The organism is Nocardioides seonyuensis (assembly GCF_004683965.1).
GTDB classification, from domain to species: Bacteria; Actinomycetota; Actinomycetes; order Propionibacteriales; family Nocardioidaceae; genus Nocardioides; species Nocardioides seonyuensis.
On record NZ_CP038436.1, the window covers coordinates 801,736 to 817,197 of the forward strand.

The 15,462-nt window shown below is 72.3% G+C and carries 16 protein-coding genes; 9 read left to right on the forward strand and 7 right to left on the reverse strand.

Annotation, left to right across the window (positions count from 1 at the left end):
- Together EXE58_RS03920 and EXE58_RS03925 are read left to right on the forward strand one after the other, a co-directional pair.
- The gene (locus tag EXE58_RS03920; RefSeq protein WP_135266667.1) at positions 1-585 is read left to right on the forward strand and encodes a TetR/AcrR family transcriptional regulator; all 585 of its coding nucleotides are present in this window, start codon (positions 1-3) and stop codon (positions 583-585) included.
- Positions 582-2,123 (forward strand): glycerol-3-phosphate dehydrogenase/oxidase, encoded by a 1,542-nt coding sequence (locus EXE58_RS03925; RefSeq protein ID WP_135266668.1) that lies wholly within the window; start codon positions 582-584, stop codon positions 2,121-2,123. Before EXE58_RS03920 ends, EXE58_RS03925 begins: the two co-directional genes overlap by 4 nt.
- Here EXE58_RS03925 and EXE58_RS03930 read toward each other — a convergent pair.
- Positions 2,110-3,798, reverse strand: coding sequence for an ABC-F family ATP-binding cassette domain-containing protein (locus EXE58_RS03930; RefSeq protein WP_135266669.1), 1,689 nt, complete (start codon positions 3,796-3,798; stop codon positions 2,110-2,112). The genes EXE58_RS03925 and EXE58_RS03930 overlap by 14 nt on opposite strands.
- A 107-nt stretch (positions 3,799-3,905) precedes the next feature.
- On the opposite strand from EXE58_RS03930, the gene EXE58_RS03935 reads away from it, so the two are divergent.
- From EXE58_RS03935 to EXE58_RS03950, 4 genes are read left to right on the forward strand one after another with little or no spacing between them, the layout of a single operon-like run.
- Complete coding sequence (locus EXE58_RS03935) at positions 3,906-5,066, forward strand: acyl-CoA dehydrogenase family protein (protein ID WP_135266670.1); 1,161 nt, start codon at positions 3,906-3,908, stop codon at positions 5,064-5,066.
- A gap of 10 nt (positions 5,067-5,076) precedes the next feature.
- Positions 5,077-6,204 carry an acyl-CoA dehydrogenase family protein gene (locus EXE58_RS03940; RefSeq protein ID WP_135266671.1) on the forward strand — a complete coding sequence of 376 codons (1,128 nt, stop codon included), beginning with the start codon at positions 5,077-5,079 and terminating at the stop codon, positions 6,202-6,204.
- The gene (locus tag EXE58_RS03945) at positions 6,201-7,166 is read left to right on the forward strand and encodes an alpha/beta hydrolase (RefSeq protein WP_135266672.1); all 966 of its coding nucleotides are present in this window, start codon (positions 6,201-6,203) and stop codon (positions 7,164-7,166) included. The genes EXE58_RS03940 and EXE58_RS03945 overlap by 4 nt, the downstream gene beginning before the upstream one ends.
- Position 7,167: 1 nt before the next feature.
- Positions 7,168-7,746 (forward strand): sugar O-acetyltransferase, encoded by a 579-nt coding sequence (locus EXE58_RS03950; protein ID WP_279638261.1) that lies wholly within the window; start codon positions 7,168-7,170, stop codon positions 7,744-7,746.
- Between the two features lie 28 nt (positions 7,747-7,774).
- Here EXE58_RS03950 and EXE58_RS03955 read toward each other — a convergent pair whose 3' ends face one another.
- Positions 7,775-8,509, reverse strand: a complete 735-nt coding sequence (locus tag EXE58_RS03955) for an N-acetyltransferase (protein ID WP_135266673.1) — start codon at positions 8,507-8,509, stop codon at positions 7,775-7,777.
- A 93-nt stretch (positions 8,510-8,602) separates the two neighbouring features.
- On the opposite strand from EXE58_RS03955, the gene EXE58_RS19405 reads away from it, so the two are divergent.
- Both EXE58_RS19405 and EXE58_RS03960 read left to right on the forward strand, forming a co-directional pair.
- Complete coding sequence (locus EXE58_RS19405; protein WP_167288679.1) at positions 8,603-8,761, forward strand: hypothetical protein; 159 nt, start codon at positions 8,603-8,605, stop codon at positions 8,759-8,761.
- A 59-nt stretch (positions 8,762-8,820) separates the two neighbouring features.
- On the forward strand, positions 8,821-9,474 hold the full coding sequence (locus EXE58_RS03960) for a hypothetical protein (RefSeq protein ID WP_135266674.1): 654 nt from the start codon (positions 8,821-8,823) through the stop codon (positions 9,472-9,474).
- A gap of 55 nt (positions 9,475-9,529) precedes the next feature.
- Here the strand turns inward: EXE58_RS03960 and EXE58_RS03965 are convergent, their stop codons facing one another.
- The 3 genes from EXE58_RS03965 to mgrA are packed head-to-tail and all read right to left on the reverse strand — an operon-like array spanning position 9,530 to position 13,253.
- Positions 9,530-10,798 carry an MFS transporter gene (locus EXE58_RS03965; protein ID WP_135266675.1) on the reverse strand — a complete coding sequence of 423 codons (1,269 nt, stop codon included), beginning with the start codon at positions 10,796-10,798 and terminating at the stop codon, positions 9,530-9,532.
- The gene (locus tag EXE58_RS03970) at positions 10,795-12,201 is read right to left on the reverse strand and encodes an FAD-dependent oxidoreductase (protein ID WP_135266676.1); all 1,407 of its coding nucleotides are present in this window, start codon (positions 12,199-12,201) and stop codon (positions 10,795-10,797) included. Before EXE58_RS03970 ends, EXE58_RS03965 begins: the two co-directional genes overlap by 4 nt.
- Entirely contained in the window at positions 12,198-13,253 is a 1,056-nt protein-coding gene (gene mgrA / locus EXE58_RS03975) for an L-glyceraldehyde 3-phosphate reductase (protein WP_135266677.1), read from the reverse strand. Before mgrA ends, EXE58_RS03970 begins: the two co-directional genes overlap by 4 nt.
- A 32-nt stretch (positions 13,254-13,285) precedes the next feature.
- Between mgrA and EXE58_RS03980 the strand changes: the two genes are divergently transcribed.
- Positions 13,286-14,017, forward strand: a complete 732-nt coding sequence (locus EXE58_RS03980) for a class E sortase (RefSeq protein WP_244242410.1) — start codon at positions 13,286-13,288, stop codon at positions 14,015-14,017.
- 3 nt (positions 14,018-14,020) lie between these two features.
- On the opposite strand, the gene EXE58_RS03985 is transcribed toward EXE58_RS03980, so the two are convergent.
- Together EXE58_RS03985 and truA are read right to left on the reverse strand one after the other, a co-directional pair.
- Complete coding sequence (locus EXE58_RS03985; protein ID WP_135266678.1) at positions 14,021-14,617, reverse strand: class I SAM-dependent methyltransferase; 597 nt, start codon at positions 14,615-14,617, stop codon at positions 14,021-14,023.
- On the reverse strand, positions 14,610-15,446 hold the full coding sequence (truA, locus tag EXE58_RS03990) for a tRNA pseudouridine(38-40) synthase TruA (protein WP_135266679.1): 837 nt from the start codon (positions 15,444-15,446) through the stop codon (positions 14,610-14,612). The genes EXE58_RS03985 and truA overlap by 8 nt, the downstream gene beginning before the upstream one ends.
- Between the last annotated feature and the right edge of the window lie 16 nt (positions 15,447-15,462).

Genomic DNA, 15,462 nt, shown 5'->3' on the forward strand with positions numbered 1-15,462 from the left:
ATGACGTCCATCCGTAACACCACGACCGAGGACCGGCTGCTCGACGCAGCCCGCGACTCGATCCTGTCGGTGGGATGGCGGCGTACGACGCTGACCGACGTGGCCCGCCGCGCCGGCGTCTCGAGGATGACGGTCTACCGCACCTACCCCGACATGACCGGCCTCCTCGGCGACCTGATGACGCGCGAGTGGCTCCAGATGCTCGCCGAGCTCGAGGACCACGCACCCGGCCTGCCGGCGGCCGAGCGCATCGCCGCGCGTGTCCTGGCCGCCGTGCGAGCCCTGCGCGCCAACCCCCTCTTCCATCGCATCGTCGACGTTGACCCCGAGCTTCTCCTCCCCTACCTGCTCGAGCGGCGCGGCCGGTCCCAGTCGGCCGTCATCGAGCTGCTCGCCGACGCGATCGCCACCGCCCAGGCAGACGGCGAGGTCCGGGCCGGCGACCCCCCGCGACTGGCACGGTCGATGGTCCTGGCCGCCCATGGCTTCGCCCTGTCCCACCAGACCATGACCGATGACGAGGTGGGCAGCGACGACCTCGACGCCGACCTGGTCGAGATGATCACGAGGTTCCTCACGCCATGACCCGGCCACCCACTCCCAGCACCGGCGGCGCCGACGCCCGGATCCGTGCGGGACTCGCAGGGACACCCACTGACTTCGACCTCCTCGTCATCGGCCTGGGCGTCACCGGCACGGGCGTCGCGCTGGACGCAGCCGCGCGCGGGCTGTCGGTGCTCGCCGTCGACGCCCACGACGTCGCCTTCGGCACCTCCCGGTGGTCGAGCAAGCTGGTCCACGGCGGCCTGCGCTACCTCGCCTCCCTGCAGGTCGGCATCGCCCACGAGAGCGCCGTCGAGCGCGGCATCCTGATGGAGCACACCGCCCCCCACCTCACTCGCTCGCTCCCCTGGCTGCTGCCCCTGATGGCAAGCGTCTCCCGGCAGCAGGCGACGATGTCGTCGCTGGGGTTCCGCGCGGGCGACCTGCTGCGCCTGGGGGCGCGCACGTCGCGAGAGACCCTCCCCCGGCCGCGTCGCGTCTCCCGCACCGAGGCACTGCGCCTGGCACCGGCCCTGCGCGCCTCCGGCCTGCGCGGCGGGCTGGTCACCTGGGACGGCCAGCTCGAGGACGACGCCCGTCTCGTGACCTGCCTGGCCCGGACCGCGGCGTCGTACGGCGCCGATGTCCGCACGCGCGCCCGCGTCACCGAGGTCCACGGCACCGGCGCGACGCTGCGCGACCAGCTGACCGGCGAGACGTTCACCGTCGCCGCCCGCGCGGTCGTCAACGCGACCGGCGTGTGGGCCGACACGCTCGTGGACGGCATCCGGTTGCGGCCCAGCCGCGGCACCCACGTCGTCCTGCGCGCCGAGTCGGTCCCGGGACTGATCGGCGTGCTGACCGTCCCAGTGCCGGGCAGCGCCAGCCGGTTCGTGTTCGCGGTCCCCCAGCCCGACGGCACGATCTACGTCGGACTGACCGACGAGCCCACCGACGGCACCGTCCCCGACGTGCCGCAGCCGACGGAGAGCGAGATCGGTTTCCTCCTCGACGTGGTCAGCGCCGCGCTGGAGAAGCCGCTGCGCCGTTCGGACGTGGTGGGAGCCTTCGCCGGCCTGAGGCCACTGCTGGAGTCCGAGGGGTCCACCGCCGACCTGTCGCGACGCCACGCGGTCCTCCGCTCCGCCAGCGGCGTCGTGACCGTCGTGGGGGGCAAGCTCACGACCTACCGCCAGATGGCCGAGGACGCCGTCGACGCGACCGGACTGACCACCCGTCCGACCCCGACCCGGCGACTGCCGCTGCTGGGAGCCGCCCCGCGCGAGGAGCTTGCCAGGCTGGAGGCCCCCGCGCGGCTCGTCCGACGCTTCGGCACCGAGGCGCACCTGGTCCTCGACACCGCACGAGAAGCCACCGGGATGACCGACGCCGAGCTGTTGGCCCCCGGCCCCCAGGGGATCACCCTGGCCGAGCTCGTCTTCGGGGTGACCCACGAGGGCGCCGCCGACGTCGACGACCTGCTCGACCGCCGCGTGCGGGTCGGCCTGGTGCCCGAGGACCGTGCCGCCGCACTGCCGATGGCGGAGCAGGCGCTCGCCCTGGCGCTCAGCGCGCCCTGACGACGCGCCCCTCGTCCCACACCGGCTCGGGGGCCTCGTAGACCTCGCCGTCGGCGCCGTAGACGAGGAAACGGTCGAAGCCGCGGGCGAACCACCGGTCGTGGGTGACGGCCAGCACCGTGCCCTCGAAGGCCTCGAGCCCGGCCTCGAGCGCCTCGGCGGACTGCACGTCGAGGTTGTCGGTCGGCTCGTCGAGGAGCAGCAACGTGGCGCCGGACAGCTCGAGCAGCAGGATCTGGAAGCGGGCCTGCTGGCCGCCGCTGAGGGACTCGAAGACCTGCTCGCCGGCGTGCGCGAGCTCGTAGCGGTCGAGCACGCGGGCGGCCTGCTCCTGGCCCATCCCCCGGCGCCCGTCCGGGGAGCCGTCGCCGCGGTGCAGGATCTCCAGCAGCGTGCGCCCGACGAGCTCGGGGTGCTCGTGCGTCTGCACGAACCATCCCGGTCGCACGCGGGCCCCTAGCCGCGCCCGCCCGGTGTGCGGCACGGGAGCCGGGGGCTCACCGACGGGCCGGTGCTCGACGTCGGGGTCGGAGCCACCAGCCGCGAGCAGCCTGAGGAAGTGCGACTTGCCCGACCCGTTGGAGCCGAGCACGGCGACCCGCTCGCCGTACCAGACCTCCAGGTCGAACGACTTCATCAGCCCGGTCAGCTCGAGGTCCTCGCACACGACGGCGCGCTTGCCCGTGCGACCGCCCTTGAGCCGCATGGTGACCTGCTGCTCACGAGGTTGCTCGATCGGCGGCCCGGCCTCCTCGAACTTGCGCAGCCTCGTCTGGGCGGCGCGGTACTGCGAGGACATCCCGTCGTTGTACTCCGACTTGATCTTGAGCCGCAGGACCAGCGCCTTGATCTTGGCGTGCTCCTCGTCCCAGCGCCGGCGCAGCTCCTCGAAGCGGGCGAAGCGGTCGGTGCGCGCCTCGTGGTAGGACGCGAAGTCCCCCGGGTGGGTCCACACCCGGTTGCCATCCGAGCCCAGCTCCACGGTGACGATGCGCGTCGCGGTGTTGTTGAGGAGCTCGCGGTCGTGGCTGATGAACAGGATCGTCTTGGCCGACTCGCGGATCCGCTGCTCAAGCCAGATCTTGCCGGGCACGTCGAGGTAGTTGTCGGGCTCGTCGAGCAGCAGGACCTCGTCGAGGCCGCGCAGGAGGTACTCCAGGACCAGGCGCTTCTGCTCACCGCCGGAGAGGGTGCGCAGCGACCGGTTCCGGACACGGTCGAAGGGCATGCCCATCGCCGCCGTCGTGACCACGTCCCAGGTCACCTCGAGGTCGTAGCCGCCTGCGTCGCCGTACTGCGAGAGCGCCTCGGCGTACGACATCTGGGTCTTCTCGTCGTCGGTCTCCATCAGCGCCAGCTCGGCGGCGGCGACCTCCTGGGCCGCCGCGCGCACAGCGGCGGGGGCGACGCTGAGGAGGAGCTCCTCGACCGTCTCGTCGGCTCCCCCGTGCCCGACGAACTGCCGCATCACGCCGAGTCCGCCGGAGCGCGTGACGACGCCGGCGTGCGGCTTGAGGTCACCGGTGACGATGCGCAGCAGCGTCGTCTTCCCGGCCCCGTTGGCCCCGACGAGGGCGACCTTCTGACCGTCCCCGACGCGGAAGGACACCTCGTCCAGCAGCACCCGGCCGTCCGGCAGCTCGTAGCGCACCCCTGCGACGTCCACGTGACCCATGGCGTCATTGTGCGCCCTGACCAAGATCCGGGCACGCCGATATCCAGATGCCACGAAGGGTTGTCCCACCGGCCATGATGTCCTCACACCGGACGAGAGGGGCGAGCATGCGGCTCGAGCTGTCAGCAGAGGACCAGGCCTTCCGCAAGGAGATGCGGGAGTTCTTCACCACCCAGGTCCCCGAGGAGATCCGCACTGCGGTCCTCGACGGCCGCGAGCTCAGCAAGGAGCAGGTCGTCGAGAGCCAGCGCGCCCTCAACGCCGGCGGGCTCGCCGTGCCCGGGTGGCCGGTCGAGTGGGGTGGCCGCGACTGGAGCCAGCTGCAGCGGCACCTGTGGCACGAGGAGATGCAGGCTGCGGGTGTCCCCCTGCCGCTCCCCTTCAACACCAGCATGATCGGGCCGGTGATCGCCCACTTCGGCTCCCAGGAGGTCAAGGAGCGGTTCCTCCCGCCGACCGCCAACCTCGACATCTGGTGGTCCCAGGGCTTCTCCGAGCCCGACGCCGGCTCCGACCTGGCGGGCCTGCGCACCACGGCCGTGCGCGACGGCGACGACTGGGTGGTCAACGGGCAGAAGACCTGGACCACGCTCGGCCAGCACGGCGACTGGATCTTCACCCTCGTCCGCACCGACCCCGAGGCCAAGAAGCAGCTCGGCATCTCGATGCTGCTGATCGACATGACCTCCCCGGGCGTGGAGGTGCGCCCCATCCAGCTCATCGACGGCGGCCACGAGGTCAACGAGGTGTGGTTCACCGACGTGCGCGTCCCGGGCGAGAACCTTGTCGGCGAGGTCAACCAGGGCTGGACGATGGCCAAGTTCCTGCTCGGCAACGAGCGTGTGGGCGTGGCCCCGGTCGGGTCCGTGAAGCGGATGCTGGTCAGGGCCAAGCAGGTTGGCGGGGACAGGCTGGCCGACCCGCTCCTGCGCGCCCGCATCGCCGACCTCGAGAACGAGCTGCTCGCGCTCGAGCTGACCACCCTCCGTGTGGTCGCCCACTCCGCCGGCGGGGCGCCCCACCCGGCCAGCTCCGTGCTCAAGCTCCGGGGCACCGAGCTGCAGCAGGCGGCGAGCGAGCTGCTGCTCGACCTCGCCGGGCCGCAGTCGCTGGCCTCCGGCGCCGACCCGGACGCCGGTGGGACCGACGCCCCCGGGTGGGCGCGCCGGGCCGCCCCGACCTATCTCAACCTCCGCAAGGCCTCGATCTACGGCGGGTCGAACGAGATCCAGCGCCAGATCATCGCCCGCACGATCCTGGGACTGTGAGGAGATCACCATGGACTTCACCTACGACGACGAGCAGATCGCCCTCCGCGACGCCGTGCGCGGCCTCCTGGCGAGGAAGTACTCCGACTTCGAGCAACGCCGCCGGCAGGTGGCCGAGGACCCCGGCTTCGACGAGAGCCTGTGGGGCGAGCTCGCCGAGATGGGTGTCCTCGGGCTGCCGTTCTCCGAGGACGACGGCGGCATGGGCGCCGGTCCCGTCGAGGTGGCGATCGTCGCCACCGAGCTCGGCCGGGTGATCGCCCCCGAGCCCTTCCTCTCCTCGGTCGTGCTGGCCGGAGGCCTCGTCGCACTGGCGGGCACCCCGGAGCAGCGCACCGAGGTCCTGGGCTCCCTCGCCTCCGGCGAGCGGGTGCTGGCCCTTGCCCACCTCGAGCCGGGAGACCCGGTCACCGCCACCCCCTCGGGCGACTCCTGGACCTTGTCGGGCGTCAAGGAGCCGGTCGTCCACGGCGCTCGGGCCGACCAGGTCGTGGTGAGCGCGACGCGGCCCGACGGCAGCCTCGGGCTGTTCCTCGTCGAGGGCGACGCCGCCACGCGCGCCGGCTACTCGTCGTACGACGGGGGGCGCGCGGCGCGGATCTCGTTCGAGGACACCACCGCCGTGGCGCTCGGCGACCCGGAGACCGACGGGGCTCCCCTGCTGGAGCAGGCCCTGGCGGGTGCTCGCATCGCCGCGTGCCACGAGATGCTCGGCGGGATGGAGGTGGCCCTCTCGGCCACCACCGACTACCTCAAGAGCCGCAAGCAGTTCGGGGTCACGCTCAACACCTTCCAGGCCCTGAACTTCAGGGCTGCGGACATGTACGTCTCCCTCGAGCTCGCCCGCAGCACGGCATTGTGGGCCTCGATGGTGCACGCGACGGGCGACGCCGCTGCGACCCGCGAGGCGGCCGCGCGCGCCGGCCTGCACGTCGGCAAGGCCGCCCGCCACATCGGGCAGGACGCGATCCAGCTGCACGGCGGCATCGCGATGACTGCGGAGTACCTCGTCGGCAACATCACCGCCCGCCTCACCGTGCTCGAGCGCTTCCTCGGTGACGGCGACCACCTGTCGGTCCTCGCCGCGGGCATCGATGACCATGCCGCCCTCGACCCGATCCCGGAGCCCACCGCATGAGCGAGCTCGATCCCCGCCTCGACCCCCAGCTGGCAGGGCTCCTCGCCCTGGTCCAGGGCAGTGGCGCGCCCCGCATGCACGAGGTCACCCCCGACGAGGCAAGAGCCATGTTCCGGGCGATGACGGTCGACTTCCGCGACCACTCCCGCGTCCCACAGCTGGAGTCCGTCACCGAGGCCACGGTGCCGGGCGGCGACGGCGAACGGCCGGCGCGGATCTACCGTCCCCGTGCCGGCGACCTGCCGACGGTGGTGTTCTTCCACGGGGGCGGCTGGGTGATCGGCGACCTCGACACCCACGACCTCACCTGCCGCACGATCGCCTCCCTGTGCGACGCCGTGGTCCTGTCGGTGGACTACCGGCTCGCTCCTGAGCACCCGTTCCCGGCGGCGGTGGAGGACGCCCTCGCGGCCACGCGCTGGGCCGCCGACCACACCGCCGAGCTGGGCGGGTCCGACGTGCTCGCCGTCGCCGGCGACAGCGCGGGTGGCAACCTGTCGGCGGTGGTCGCCCAGGAGCGGCGCGATGCGGGAGAACGACTGGACGCCCAGCTGCTGATCTACCCCGGCACCGACATGCTCGCCGAGCTGCCCTCGCGCACCGAGAACGCCGAGGGCTACTTCCTCGACATGCCGACCATGACCTGGTTCGCCGTCAACTACCTCGGCGCCGAGACCGACCCCGCCCAGCCGCGCCTCTCGCCGCTGCGTGGCGACCTCGCCGGCGTCGCGCCCGCGGTCGTCGTGGTCGCCCAGTTCGACCCGCTGCGTGACGAGGGCACGGCCTACGCCGAAGCCCTCGCCGCCGCCGAGGTGCCGGTCCTGGTCGAGGAGTTCGACGGCCTCATCCACGGGTTCGTCGACATGGGACAGCACTCCGTGGCCGCCCAGCAGGCGATCGAGGAGACCTGCCGGTTGTTCCGCGCCCTGCTGCATCCGGCCGACTCCGGCGCCGAGGAGTGAAGTGACCGTCCCCGACGAGTCCGACCGGCGCCCCATGCGGGAGCGGATGCTCACCGGCGACCTCTACATCGCCGACGACCCGGCGATCGCTGCCGACTCCGCCCGCGCCATGGACCTGTGCCACCGCATCAACACCGCCCACCCGAACGACCGCGACCTCGTGCGCGGGCTGTTCACCGAGCTGCTCGGGCACTACGGCGACGGCGCCGAGATCCGTCCGCCGTTCCGTTGCGACTACGGCTACCAGACGTCCTTCGGAGCGCGATCCTTCGCCAACTTCGGCCTCGTCGTCCTCGACGTCGCCCGGGTGACGATCGGCGAAGACGTCCAGATCGGCCCGAACGTGCAGCTCCTCACCGCCACTCACCCCTTGGAGCCCGGCCCTCGCCGGGACAAGTGGGAGGCTGCCGAGCCCATCACCATCGGTGACAACGTGTGGCTCGGCGGCGGGGTGATCGTGTGCCCCGGCGTCACGATCGGTGCCGACACGGTCGTGGGGGCGGGGTCCGTCGTCACGCGGGACCTCCCCGCCGGCGTCGTCGCCGTCGGCTCGCCGGCACGGGTGGTCCGGGAGCTGTAGGTCGGTCCTCGCCTGCCGGTTGCCGCGCTCACAGCCCCGTGCGGTGCCGCACCCACACGTTCGGCTCGACGTACACCGCCGTCCCGTGCTCGGCGTCGCACAGCACGGGGGCGAGCGCGCCCGGCACCTCCACTGGGCCTGTCCGGTCGAAGGGCAGCCCGGTCCACTCCCGCCACTCCTCCACCGTGCCGGGGATGACCATCGACCGAGGCGCCACCTTCTCGATGGTTCCGCCGGCGCGGACGTGCACCCGGAGCCACGGGTCGCGGGGCAGACCGTCCTCGCGTGTCCGGAGCGCATAGGCGCTCATCGGCTCGTCGACGTCCTTCTTGCCGTTGGGTCGAACGGGAGCGAGGAGCTCCCGATGGCCCAGTCGCTTCGCGTTGTCGCGCAGGGCGACGACCAGACGTCCCGAGAGTCCAGTGCCCTGAAGGCCCGGGACGATGGCGATCTCCACGGCTGAGACCGCGTTCGCCTCCTCGCCACCGAGCCTCGTCAGCAGGCCGCTCCGGATCGCTTCGTCCCAGCCGGCGTCGGGAAGCTCTTCGTCGGGAAGCCTGAACGGCACCGAGTGCGCCTTGGCCACGAGCCGACCGTCGCCGTCACGGCACACCAGCACGTACTCCGCGAAGTGCTCCACCGACGCGTAGTAGGCGTTCCCGATGGGGTCGTGCTTCATGAACTCCGGCCACGAGGTCTCCATGTGCCAGAAGACGTCCATGACGTCCGGGTCGTCGGCCAGCGTGCCGATGGTGAGCTCCATCCGTGCATTTCACCAGAGGACGGCCCGGAGCTGTCACCCTGTTCGGCGACGCTCAGGGTCCGGTGTGAGTGACTGGCGCAGTAGGGTTCCTCCATGACGGCAGCAAGGGGACGCACCTCCGACCGCGACTTCAGCTCACTCCCGCCGGCGGTGAAGATCGGGGACACCCTCGCCAGCATCGACACCGATCGCGTGCCCGACTCCGACGACGTCCGGAACATCGACCAGCACAGCGCGCTGCGCGAGGACTGAGTCCCCTCGGCTCGGAGGGTGGAGGCAACCCACCGCCCTCCTGGTGCGTCTACACAGTCGTGAGGACTCTCGGGACGGCACCCGTCACACTTCTGCTCATCGCCTTGCTCGGTGCCTGCGGCACCGACGAAGACTCCGCCACCGCGCCCGGTCTCCGGGCCGAGGAGCCCGCCTCCTCCAGCTCGCCCACCACCCCGACCCGACCCGAGAGCACGACGCTCCAGCTCGGAAGTCTGGACGTGGTCGGAAGCTGGGAGACGGGCGAGCTCCTGGGCGAACGCATGCCGGCCGGTACGGCGTACGGCGTCCCGCAGGTCGTCTACGCCGTCGCAGACACTGCCTCGACGCAGGGGGACGCCTTGGTCGCCCTTGGCCTTCAACAGGGGGACCGGCTGTTCCGGACTCTTCCCGCGCTCACGCCCGAGAAGGAGGAGGCAGCCGACGGGATCGACCTGTATGGCGGCAACCTGGCCGACGGCAACTACGAGCTGGTCGGGGCGGTCCCCGGCACCGTGACCGTCTCGATCGAAGGTCCCGACGGCCGCTCGACCGAGGCGACGTCCCAGAGTGGCGCCGTGCTCCCGGGCTGGACCGTCTTCCACCACCGCGGAACATGGCGCCCTGGCTGGGACCAGGTCCAGCTCGCTCCCGTCGCGGTCACCACGGACACGGGTGCGCGGGTCGAGGTGCGCGAGCGCAGCTGGAGCGGCTGACCCCCTACCCCACCGCTCGCGCCGAACTCGGCGACATGCTGCCCTCACCTGCGCGTCAGGACTCCTGACGCTTCTCCACCTCGGGCAGGGTCCGACCCACGACGACGCCGAGCAGCCCGAGCAGGGCGAGGAAGACCAGCGCGAATCCTGGGCCGAGCATCGCGAGCGCACCCGACACCGCGCCCGCCACGAGCAGGAGGACGCCCATCGCGGTGTTGGCCACGGCGACGTACTCCGTGCGCCGGTCCCCTTCGGCCATGTCGACGACGTAGGTCTTGCGGGCCACCCGCACGGCCGTGTGGGTCAGCATGAGCAGGAGATAGGTGAGCGGGTGGAGCAGCGACCACTCCTCCACACCGGGTGACCGGGCGAGGGCGAGGTAGGCGAGCAGGATCACCGACGCCAGCCCCGAGCCCCAGATCATCAGCCGACGGGAGGACCGGTCGGCCAGCCCTCCGAACCACCGGCCGCCGACGAGGCCGGCGATCCCCTGGGCGATCACGAACGGTCCGAGCCCGCTGAGGCCCACCCCGCCCTCGGCTGCCGCGATCGACACGACGAACGGCGGGCTGAGGGCCGAGACCAGGAGCAGCGTCCGCACCACGACGAACCGCCGGAAGGTCGCGTCGTTCCTGAGCAGCGACCACGAGGAGGCGACCCAGCCCGAGGACGAGGAACCGGGCGCGGACTCCGGCACCGGCTCGCGCACGCCGGCGAAGACCAGCGCCGCGACGACCCACAGCACCGCCGCACCCACCAGCAGCGCCGCCAGCAGCCCGACGCGCACCGAGGAGCCGCCGAAGACCTGGACCGCGACGCCGAGCGTGATGGCCGCCCCTCCGGCCGCCACGACCTCGAGCCCGTTGATGCGCCCCCGCCGCCCCTTCTCGATCGTGCGGCCGAGCACGTCCTTGCCGGCGAGCGAGCAGAGCGCGCGCGAGGTGGCGAAGGCCGCCAGCGCCAGCACGATCCCGACACCGGCCACCACCCCCGTGGTGAGCCACGCCAGCAGCGCCATCGCCGCGACCGACGAGGCCTGGCCGAGCGCACCGGCGACCCAGATCCACTTGCGCGCGCGATGACGTCGTACCCACGGTGTCATCGCCGCCTGCGGCAGCATCGAGCCCGACTCGCGGATCGGCACGAGCAGGCCCAGCAGGAACCCGGGCGCGCCGAGGCCGGTCAGCAGCCAGGGCAGCACGCTCTTGGCGTTGACCACCTGGTCGCCGGTGCCCTGCAGCGCGTTGGCCACGACCTGCCGCAGGCCGTTGCTGCGCTCGTGGGCCGGGCCGGCCTCCTCGTGCTGGACAGCCGACTCGTTCACAGGCGCTCCGCGAGTCGTCGCGCCGCGATCTGGAGGATGTCCCAGGCCGTCGAGAACGGCGGTGCATAGGCCAGGTCCATCCAGGCGAGGTCGTCGACGGTCCCCTCGCTCCACAGCACCGCGGCCGCGGTGTCGACCCGCTTGCCGGCACCGTGCCCGCCCACGACCTGCACCCCGAGCAGCCTTCGCGTCGAACGGCACGCCAGGACCCACACCGAGATCGGCTCGGCCTCGGGCATGTAGCCGCTCGCGGTCGTCCCCTCGGTCACCAGCGCGACTGCGTCGTAGCCGGCGTGCTGCGCCTCCTCGAGGCCGAGTCCGGTGCGCGCGATCTCGAGGTACTCCCCGCACGCCGCGAACCGCGTGATGGAGGTGTCGACCACCCCGGGGAACGCCAGGGAGCCGCCGGCGAGGTTGTCGCCCAGCACACGCCCCAGCTTGTTGGCGTGGGTGCCGAGGGGGCGGAACACCGTGCGATCGTCGATGCGCCGTCGCACCTCGCAGCAGTCGCCCGCCGCCCAGATGCCCGGCGCCACCCGGCCGTGCTCGTCGGGGAGCAACGCCCCGTTGTCGCCCATCGGCAGGCCCGAGTCGCGGAGGAACCCCGTCGCGGGCCGCACCCCGATCGCGAGCACCACGAGGTCGGCGTCCCGGCCACCACCCTCCCAGCGGACGCCGGTGGCCCTGTGCCCGCCGCTCTCGCCCGTCGCGGTCTCCAGCCCCGTCACCTCGACACCCAGCACGACCTCGGCACCGGCGTCGCACATCGCGATGGCGACCTTCTCCGACATCTCCTCCTCGAGCAGGGCGAGCCCGCGTCCGCGTGTGACCACGGTGACGCCCAGGCCTCGCCGCAGGGCCGCCTCGGCCACCTCCACGCCGACGTACCCAGCACCCACCACGACGACGTGCGCACCCTCGCCTGCTGCCTCGAAGCGGCTCTCCCAGGCGGCCCCGTCGTCGAGGGTCTTCACCGGCCCGACGTTGACGTACGGCGTCCCGTCCGGCCGCAGCGCCCAGGCGGGCACGATGGCGGGCGCACCGGTGGCGACGACCAGCTCGTCGTACTCGAGGGTCTCCTCGTCGACGTCCTGCCCGCCGCGGACAGTGACCGTGCGCGAGGTGACGTCGACCGCGACCGCCTCGGTCCCGAGCCGCATCTCGATCCCCGCCTCGCGGTGCTGCTCGACGGTGCGTGCCACGAGCTCATCACCGGACTCGACGTCACCGGCCATCCAGTAGGGGATCCCGCACGCGGAGTACGACGTGTGGGCGCCCTTGTCCACCACGGTGACCTGCAGCGACCGACCGTGGCTCCCTGCGGTGCGCAGTGCCTGGTGGGCGGCCGACATGCCGGCAGCATCGGCACCGATCACGAGGACCCGGGTGGCGTCGCTGCTCATTCCTCGGTCTGCTTCGCCCACAGGTTGATGCCGGAGTCGACGGCGTACCGGTCGATCTCGGCCAGCTCCTCGTCGCTGAGCGGAGGCGCGTCCAGGGCATCGAGGTTGACGTCCAGCTGCTCGACGCTGGAGGCACCGATCACCGCACTCGTCACACGGCGGTCACGCAGCACCCACTGGAGGGCGAGCTGCGCGAGCTTCTGCCCACGCCTGCCGGCGATCTCGTTGAGCGCGCGCACCCGCTCGAGGACGCCGTCCTCGAGCCCCGCGAGGGTGGAGTCCTCGCGTGCCGCACGGGAGTCGGCGGGGACGCCGTCGAGGTAGCGGTCGGTCAGCAGGCCCTGCGCCAGCGCGGTGAAGACGATGCAGCCCATGCCCTGTGCCTCGAGCTCGTCGAGCAGGCTGCTCCCGTGCTGCTGGGGTGTCTCGATCCAGCGGTTGAGCATCGAGTACGAGGGCTGGTGGATGAGCAACGGCGTGCCCAGGTCACGGGCGATGGTCGCCGCCTCCTGGGTCTTGGCCGCCGAGTAGGAGGAGATGCCGGCGTAGAGCGCTCGGCCGGACCGGACCGCCGTGTCCAGGGCCATCATGGTCTCCTCGACAGGCGTGTCCGGGTCGAACCGGTGGCTGTAGAAGATGTCGACGTAGTCGAGCCCGAGCCGTGCCAGCGACTGGTCGAGCGACGCCAGGACGTACTTGCGCGACCCGCCGCCCTGCCCGTAGGGCCCGGGCCACATGTCCCAGCCGGCCTTGGTCGAGATCACGAGCTCGTCGCGGTAGGGCTTGAAGTCGTCGGTCAGGTAGCGCCCGAAGTTCTCCTCCGCACGGCCGTAGGGAGGGCCGTAGTTGTTGGCCAGGTCGAAGTGGGTGACACCGCGGTCGAACGCCCGGCGCAGGATCGCGCGCTGGGTCTCCTCGGGCCGGTCGGTGCCGAAGTTCTGCCACAACCCCAGCGAGAGCGCGGGCAGCTTGAGCCCGCTGCGTCCGCAGGAGCGGTAGTCCATCCCGGCTCCGTCGTCGTCGTACCGGTCGGGTGCTGCTTCGTAGCCCATGCCCATCATCTTGCCCTGACAGCGTGCGAGGCATGCTTGCCGCCACGGCGTACCGTGACGAGATGGGCCGAGCAGCACCGCTCCTCGCCGGCATCGTGCTCCCGCTCGTCGTCGGTGTGGCCGCCTGCTCGGACCAGGCGCCTGCGCGACCCGACTCGGAGCCGACGCGCACCTCCCCCACCCGGACGTCGGCGACCCCCGCGCCGGCCACTCCCGAGAGCGCGACCAGCCCGCTGCCGGCCGCCACCCCGGAGCCCAGGCGCTCGTTCGTGACCATCCCGGCACTCGGCCTGCGCGACTTCCCCGTCGTGCGCTACTGGGGATCGCCCGACGACGCTCCCGGCACGCGGATCCAGAACGCCGGCGACATGGCCTCCCCCCGAGGGCCTCGTGGCGGGGTCGGGCCCGGCGAGGTGGGCAACTTCATCGTCACCGGCCACCGGCTCACCGGCACGGCACCCCTGCGCCGCTCCCCCTCGTTGCGACGCGGTGCACGTGTGCTGGTGCGCAGCGGCGACACCGTGCACGTCTACGAGGTCCGGCGCACCCGGTGGACGTCGTTCCGCGAGCCGGCGTCCCTCGCCGCGCAGCGGGCAGCCGTGCCGGGACGTCCCGGCGTCGAGGCGACGCGGCCGATGATCACGATCTCCACCTGCGCGACGCTCGAGGACCATGCTGCGGGCAACTACTGGGCCGACGAGTTCGACAACCCCGAGCACCGCATCGACAAGATCGGGGTGCTCGTCGCGACTCGCCCGGCCTGATCGTCAGGGCCGGCGAGCCTCCAGCACCCGGAAGCCCTTGACGCTCGCCAGCCTCTCGGTGGGCCATCCCTGGTCGGTCAGCCAGCGCTGGAGGGAGTCGGCGCCGAGGTTCTTGCCCACCACCATCACCGCACGACCGCCCGGGGCCAGCCGTGGCAGCCAGGTGAGCAGCAGCTCGTGGAGCGCGTCCTTGCCGATACGGATCGGGGGGTTGGACCAGATCTCGTCGAACACCAGGTCGCTCGGCACCTGCTGCGCCGTGCAGGCCACAAACTGCCCGCTGAGACCCGCGGCGCGCGCGTTGTCGTTGGCCAGCAGGATGGCCCGTTCGTTGACCTCCACGCCGATGACCGAGGACAGCGGCACGGCCCGGGCGATCCCCAGGCCGATCGGCCCGTAGCCGCACCCCAGGTCGAGGAACCGACCGCTCGCGGGCGGTTCGAGCTCGCGGAACAGCACCGCCGTCGCGTGGTCGAGGTGGCCCTTGCTGAACACGCCGGACCCTGTCTCGAAGGTGAGCTCGTGGCCCCAGATCGTCGTCGTGAACGACTCCCGCTCGAACGCGGCCGCGGGATCGGCGGAGAAGTAGTGGTCAGTCATGGAGAGCCTCTCGTCTGGCGCGGGCACGCTCGGACTGGGCGAGGAGCTCGGCCCCCTCGGGGTAGCCGACCTCCTCCAGGGTGAGCCCGTGGGCCTGTACGACGGCCACCCCGGCCTCGCGCGAACGCCCGGCCAGCACCTGGGCCGGCCAGGTCACGGGCTTGCGGCCGTCCCCCACCGCGAGCAGGCAGCCCACCAGCGCGCGGACCATGTTGTGGCAGAACGCGTCGGCGACGACCGTGCCGACGGCGACGCCGCTCCCGTCACGGGCCCAGCTCAGCTCGAGGAGCGTGCGAATCGTGGTGGCGCCCTCGCGCCTGCGACAGAAGGCCGCGAAGTCGGTGAGGCCGGTGAGCGGCTCGGCGGCCGCGTTCATCGCCTCGAGGTCGAGCCCGCGCGGCCAGGTGAGCACGTGGCGGCGGGTCAGCGGGTCGACGAGCGCCGGGTCGTCGGCCACTCGGTAGGCGTAGCGCCGCCAGATCGCCGAGAAGCGCGCGTCGAAGCCGGCCGGGGCCTCGGCGATGCGTCGTACGCGCAGGTCCGGAGGCAGGATCCCGGCCAGGCGACGAGCGAGGGCCTCCATCGGCGGATCGTCCGACCTGCCCGCGGAGGCGGCCAGCAGGGACTCGTCGACGTCGAGGTGGGCGACCTGGCCGCGGGCGTGGACACCGGCGTCCGTGCGGCCGGCCACGGTCACCCTCGCGCGAGGCACTCGCAGGGCAGTGGCGAGCGCCTCCTCGAGGACTCCCTGGGCGGTACGACGGTCCGGCTGGGCGGCCCAGCCGGAGAAGTCGGTCCCGTCGTATGACAGGTCCAGTCGCAGTCGCACGCAGGGATCTTAGGAT

Coding starts and splice junctions, on each gene's coding strand:
- EXE58_RS03930 (WP_135266669.1), bottom strand. CDS start 3,798: ATGGGTCACGTGGACGTCGCAGGGGTGCGCTACGAGCTGCCGGACGGC.
- mgrA (WP_135266677.1), bottom strand. CDS start 13,253: ATGGGCTACGAAGCAGCACCCGACCGGTACGACGACGACGGAGCCGGG.
- EXE58_RS03970 (WP_135266676.1), bottom strand. CDS start 12,201: ATGAGCAGCGACGCCACCCGGGTCCTCGTGATCGGTGCCGATGCTGCC.
- EXE58_RS03920 (WP_135266667.1), top strand. CDS start 1: ATGACGTCCATCCGTAACACCACGACCGAGGACCGGCTGCTCGACGCA.
- EXE58_RS03925 (WP_135266668.1), top strand. CDS start 582: ATGACCCGGCCACCCACTCCCAGCACCGGCGGCGCCGACGCCCGGATC.
- EXE58_RS03980 (WP_244242410.1), top strand. CDS start 13,286: ATGCTTGCCGCCACGGCGTACCGTGACGAGATGGGCCGAGCAGCACCG.
- EXE58_RS03985 (WP_135266678.1), bottom strand. CDS start 14,617: ATGACTGACCACTACTTCTCCGCCGATCCCGCGGCCGCGTTCGAGCGG.
- EXE58_RS19405 (WP_167288679.1), top strand. CDS start 8,603: ATGACGGCAGCAAGGGGACGCACCTCCGACCGCGACTTCAGCTCACTC.
- EXE58_RS03940 (WP_135266671.1), top strand. CDS start 5,077: ATGGACTTCACCTACGACGACGAGCAGATCGCCCTCCGCGACGCCGTG.
- EXE58_RS03945 (WP_135266672.1), top strand. CDS start 6,201: ATGAGCGAGCTCGATCCCCGCCTCGACCCCCAGCTGGCAGGGCTCCTC.
- EXE58_RS03955 (WP_135266673.1), bottom strand. CDS start 8,509: ATGGAGCTCACCATCGGCACGCTGGCCGACGACCCGGACGTCATGGAC.
- EXE58_RS03935 (WP_135266670.1), top strand. CDS start 3,906: ATGCGGCTCGAGCTGTCAGCAGAGGACCAGGCCTTCCGCAAGGAGATG.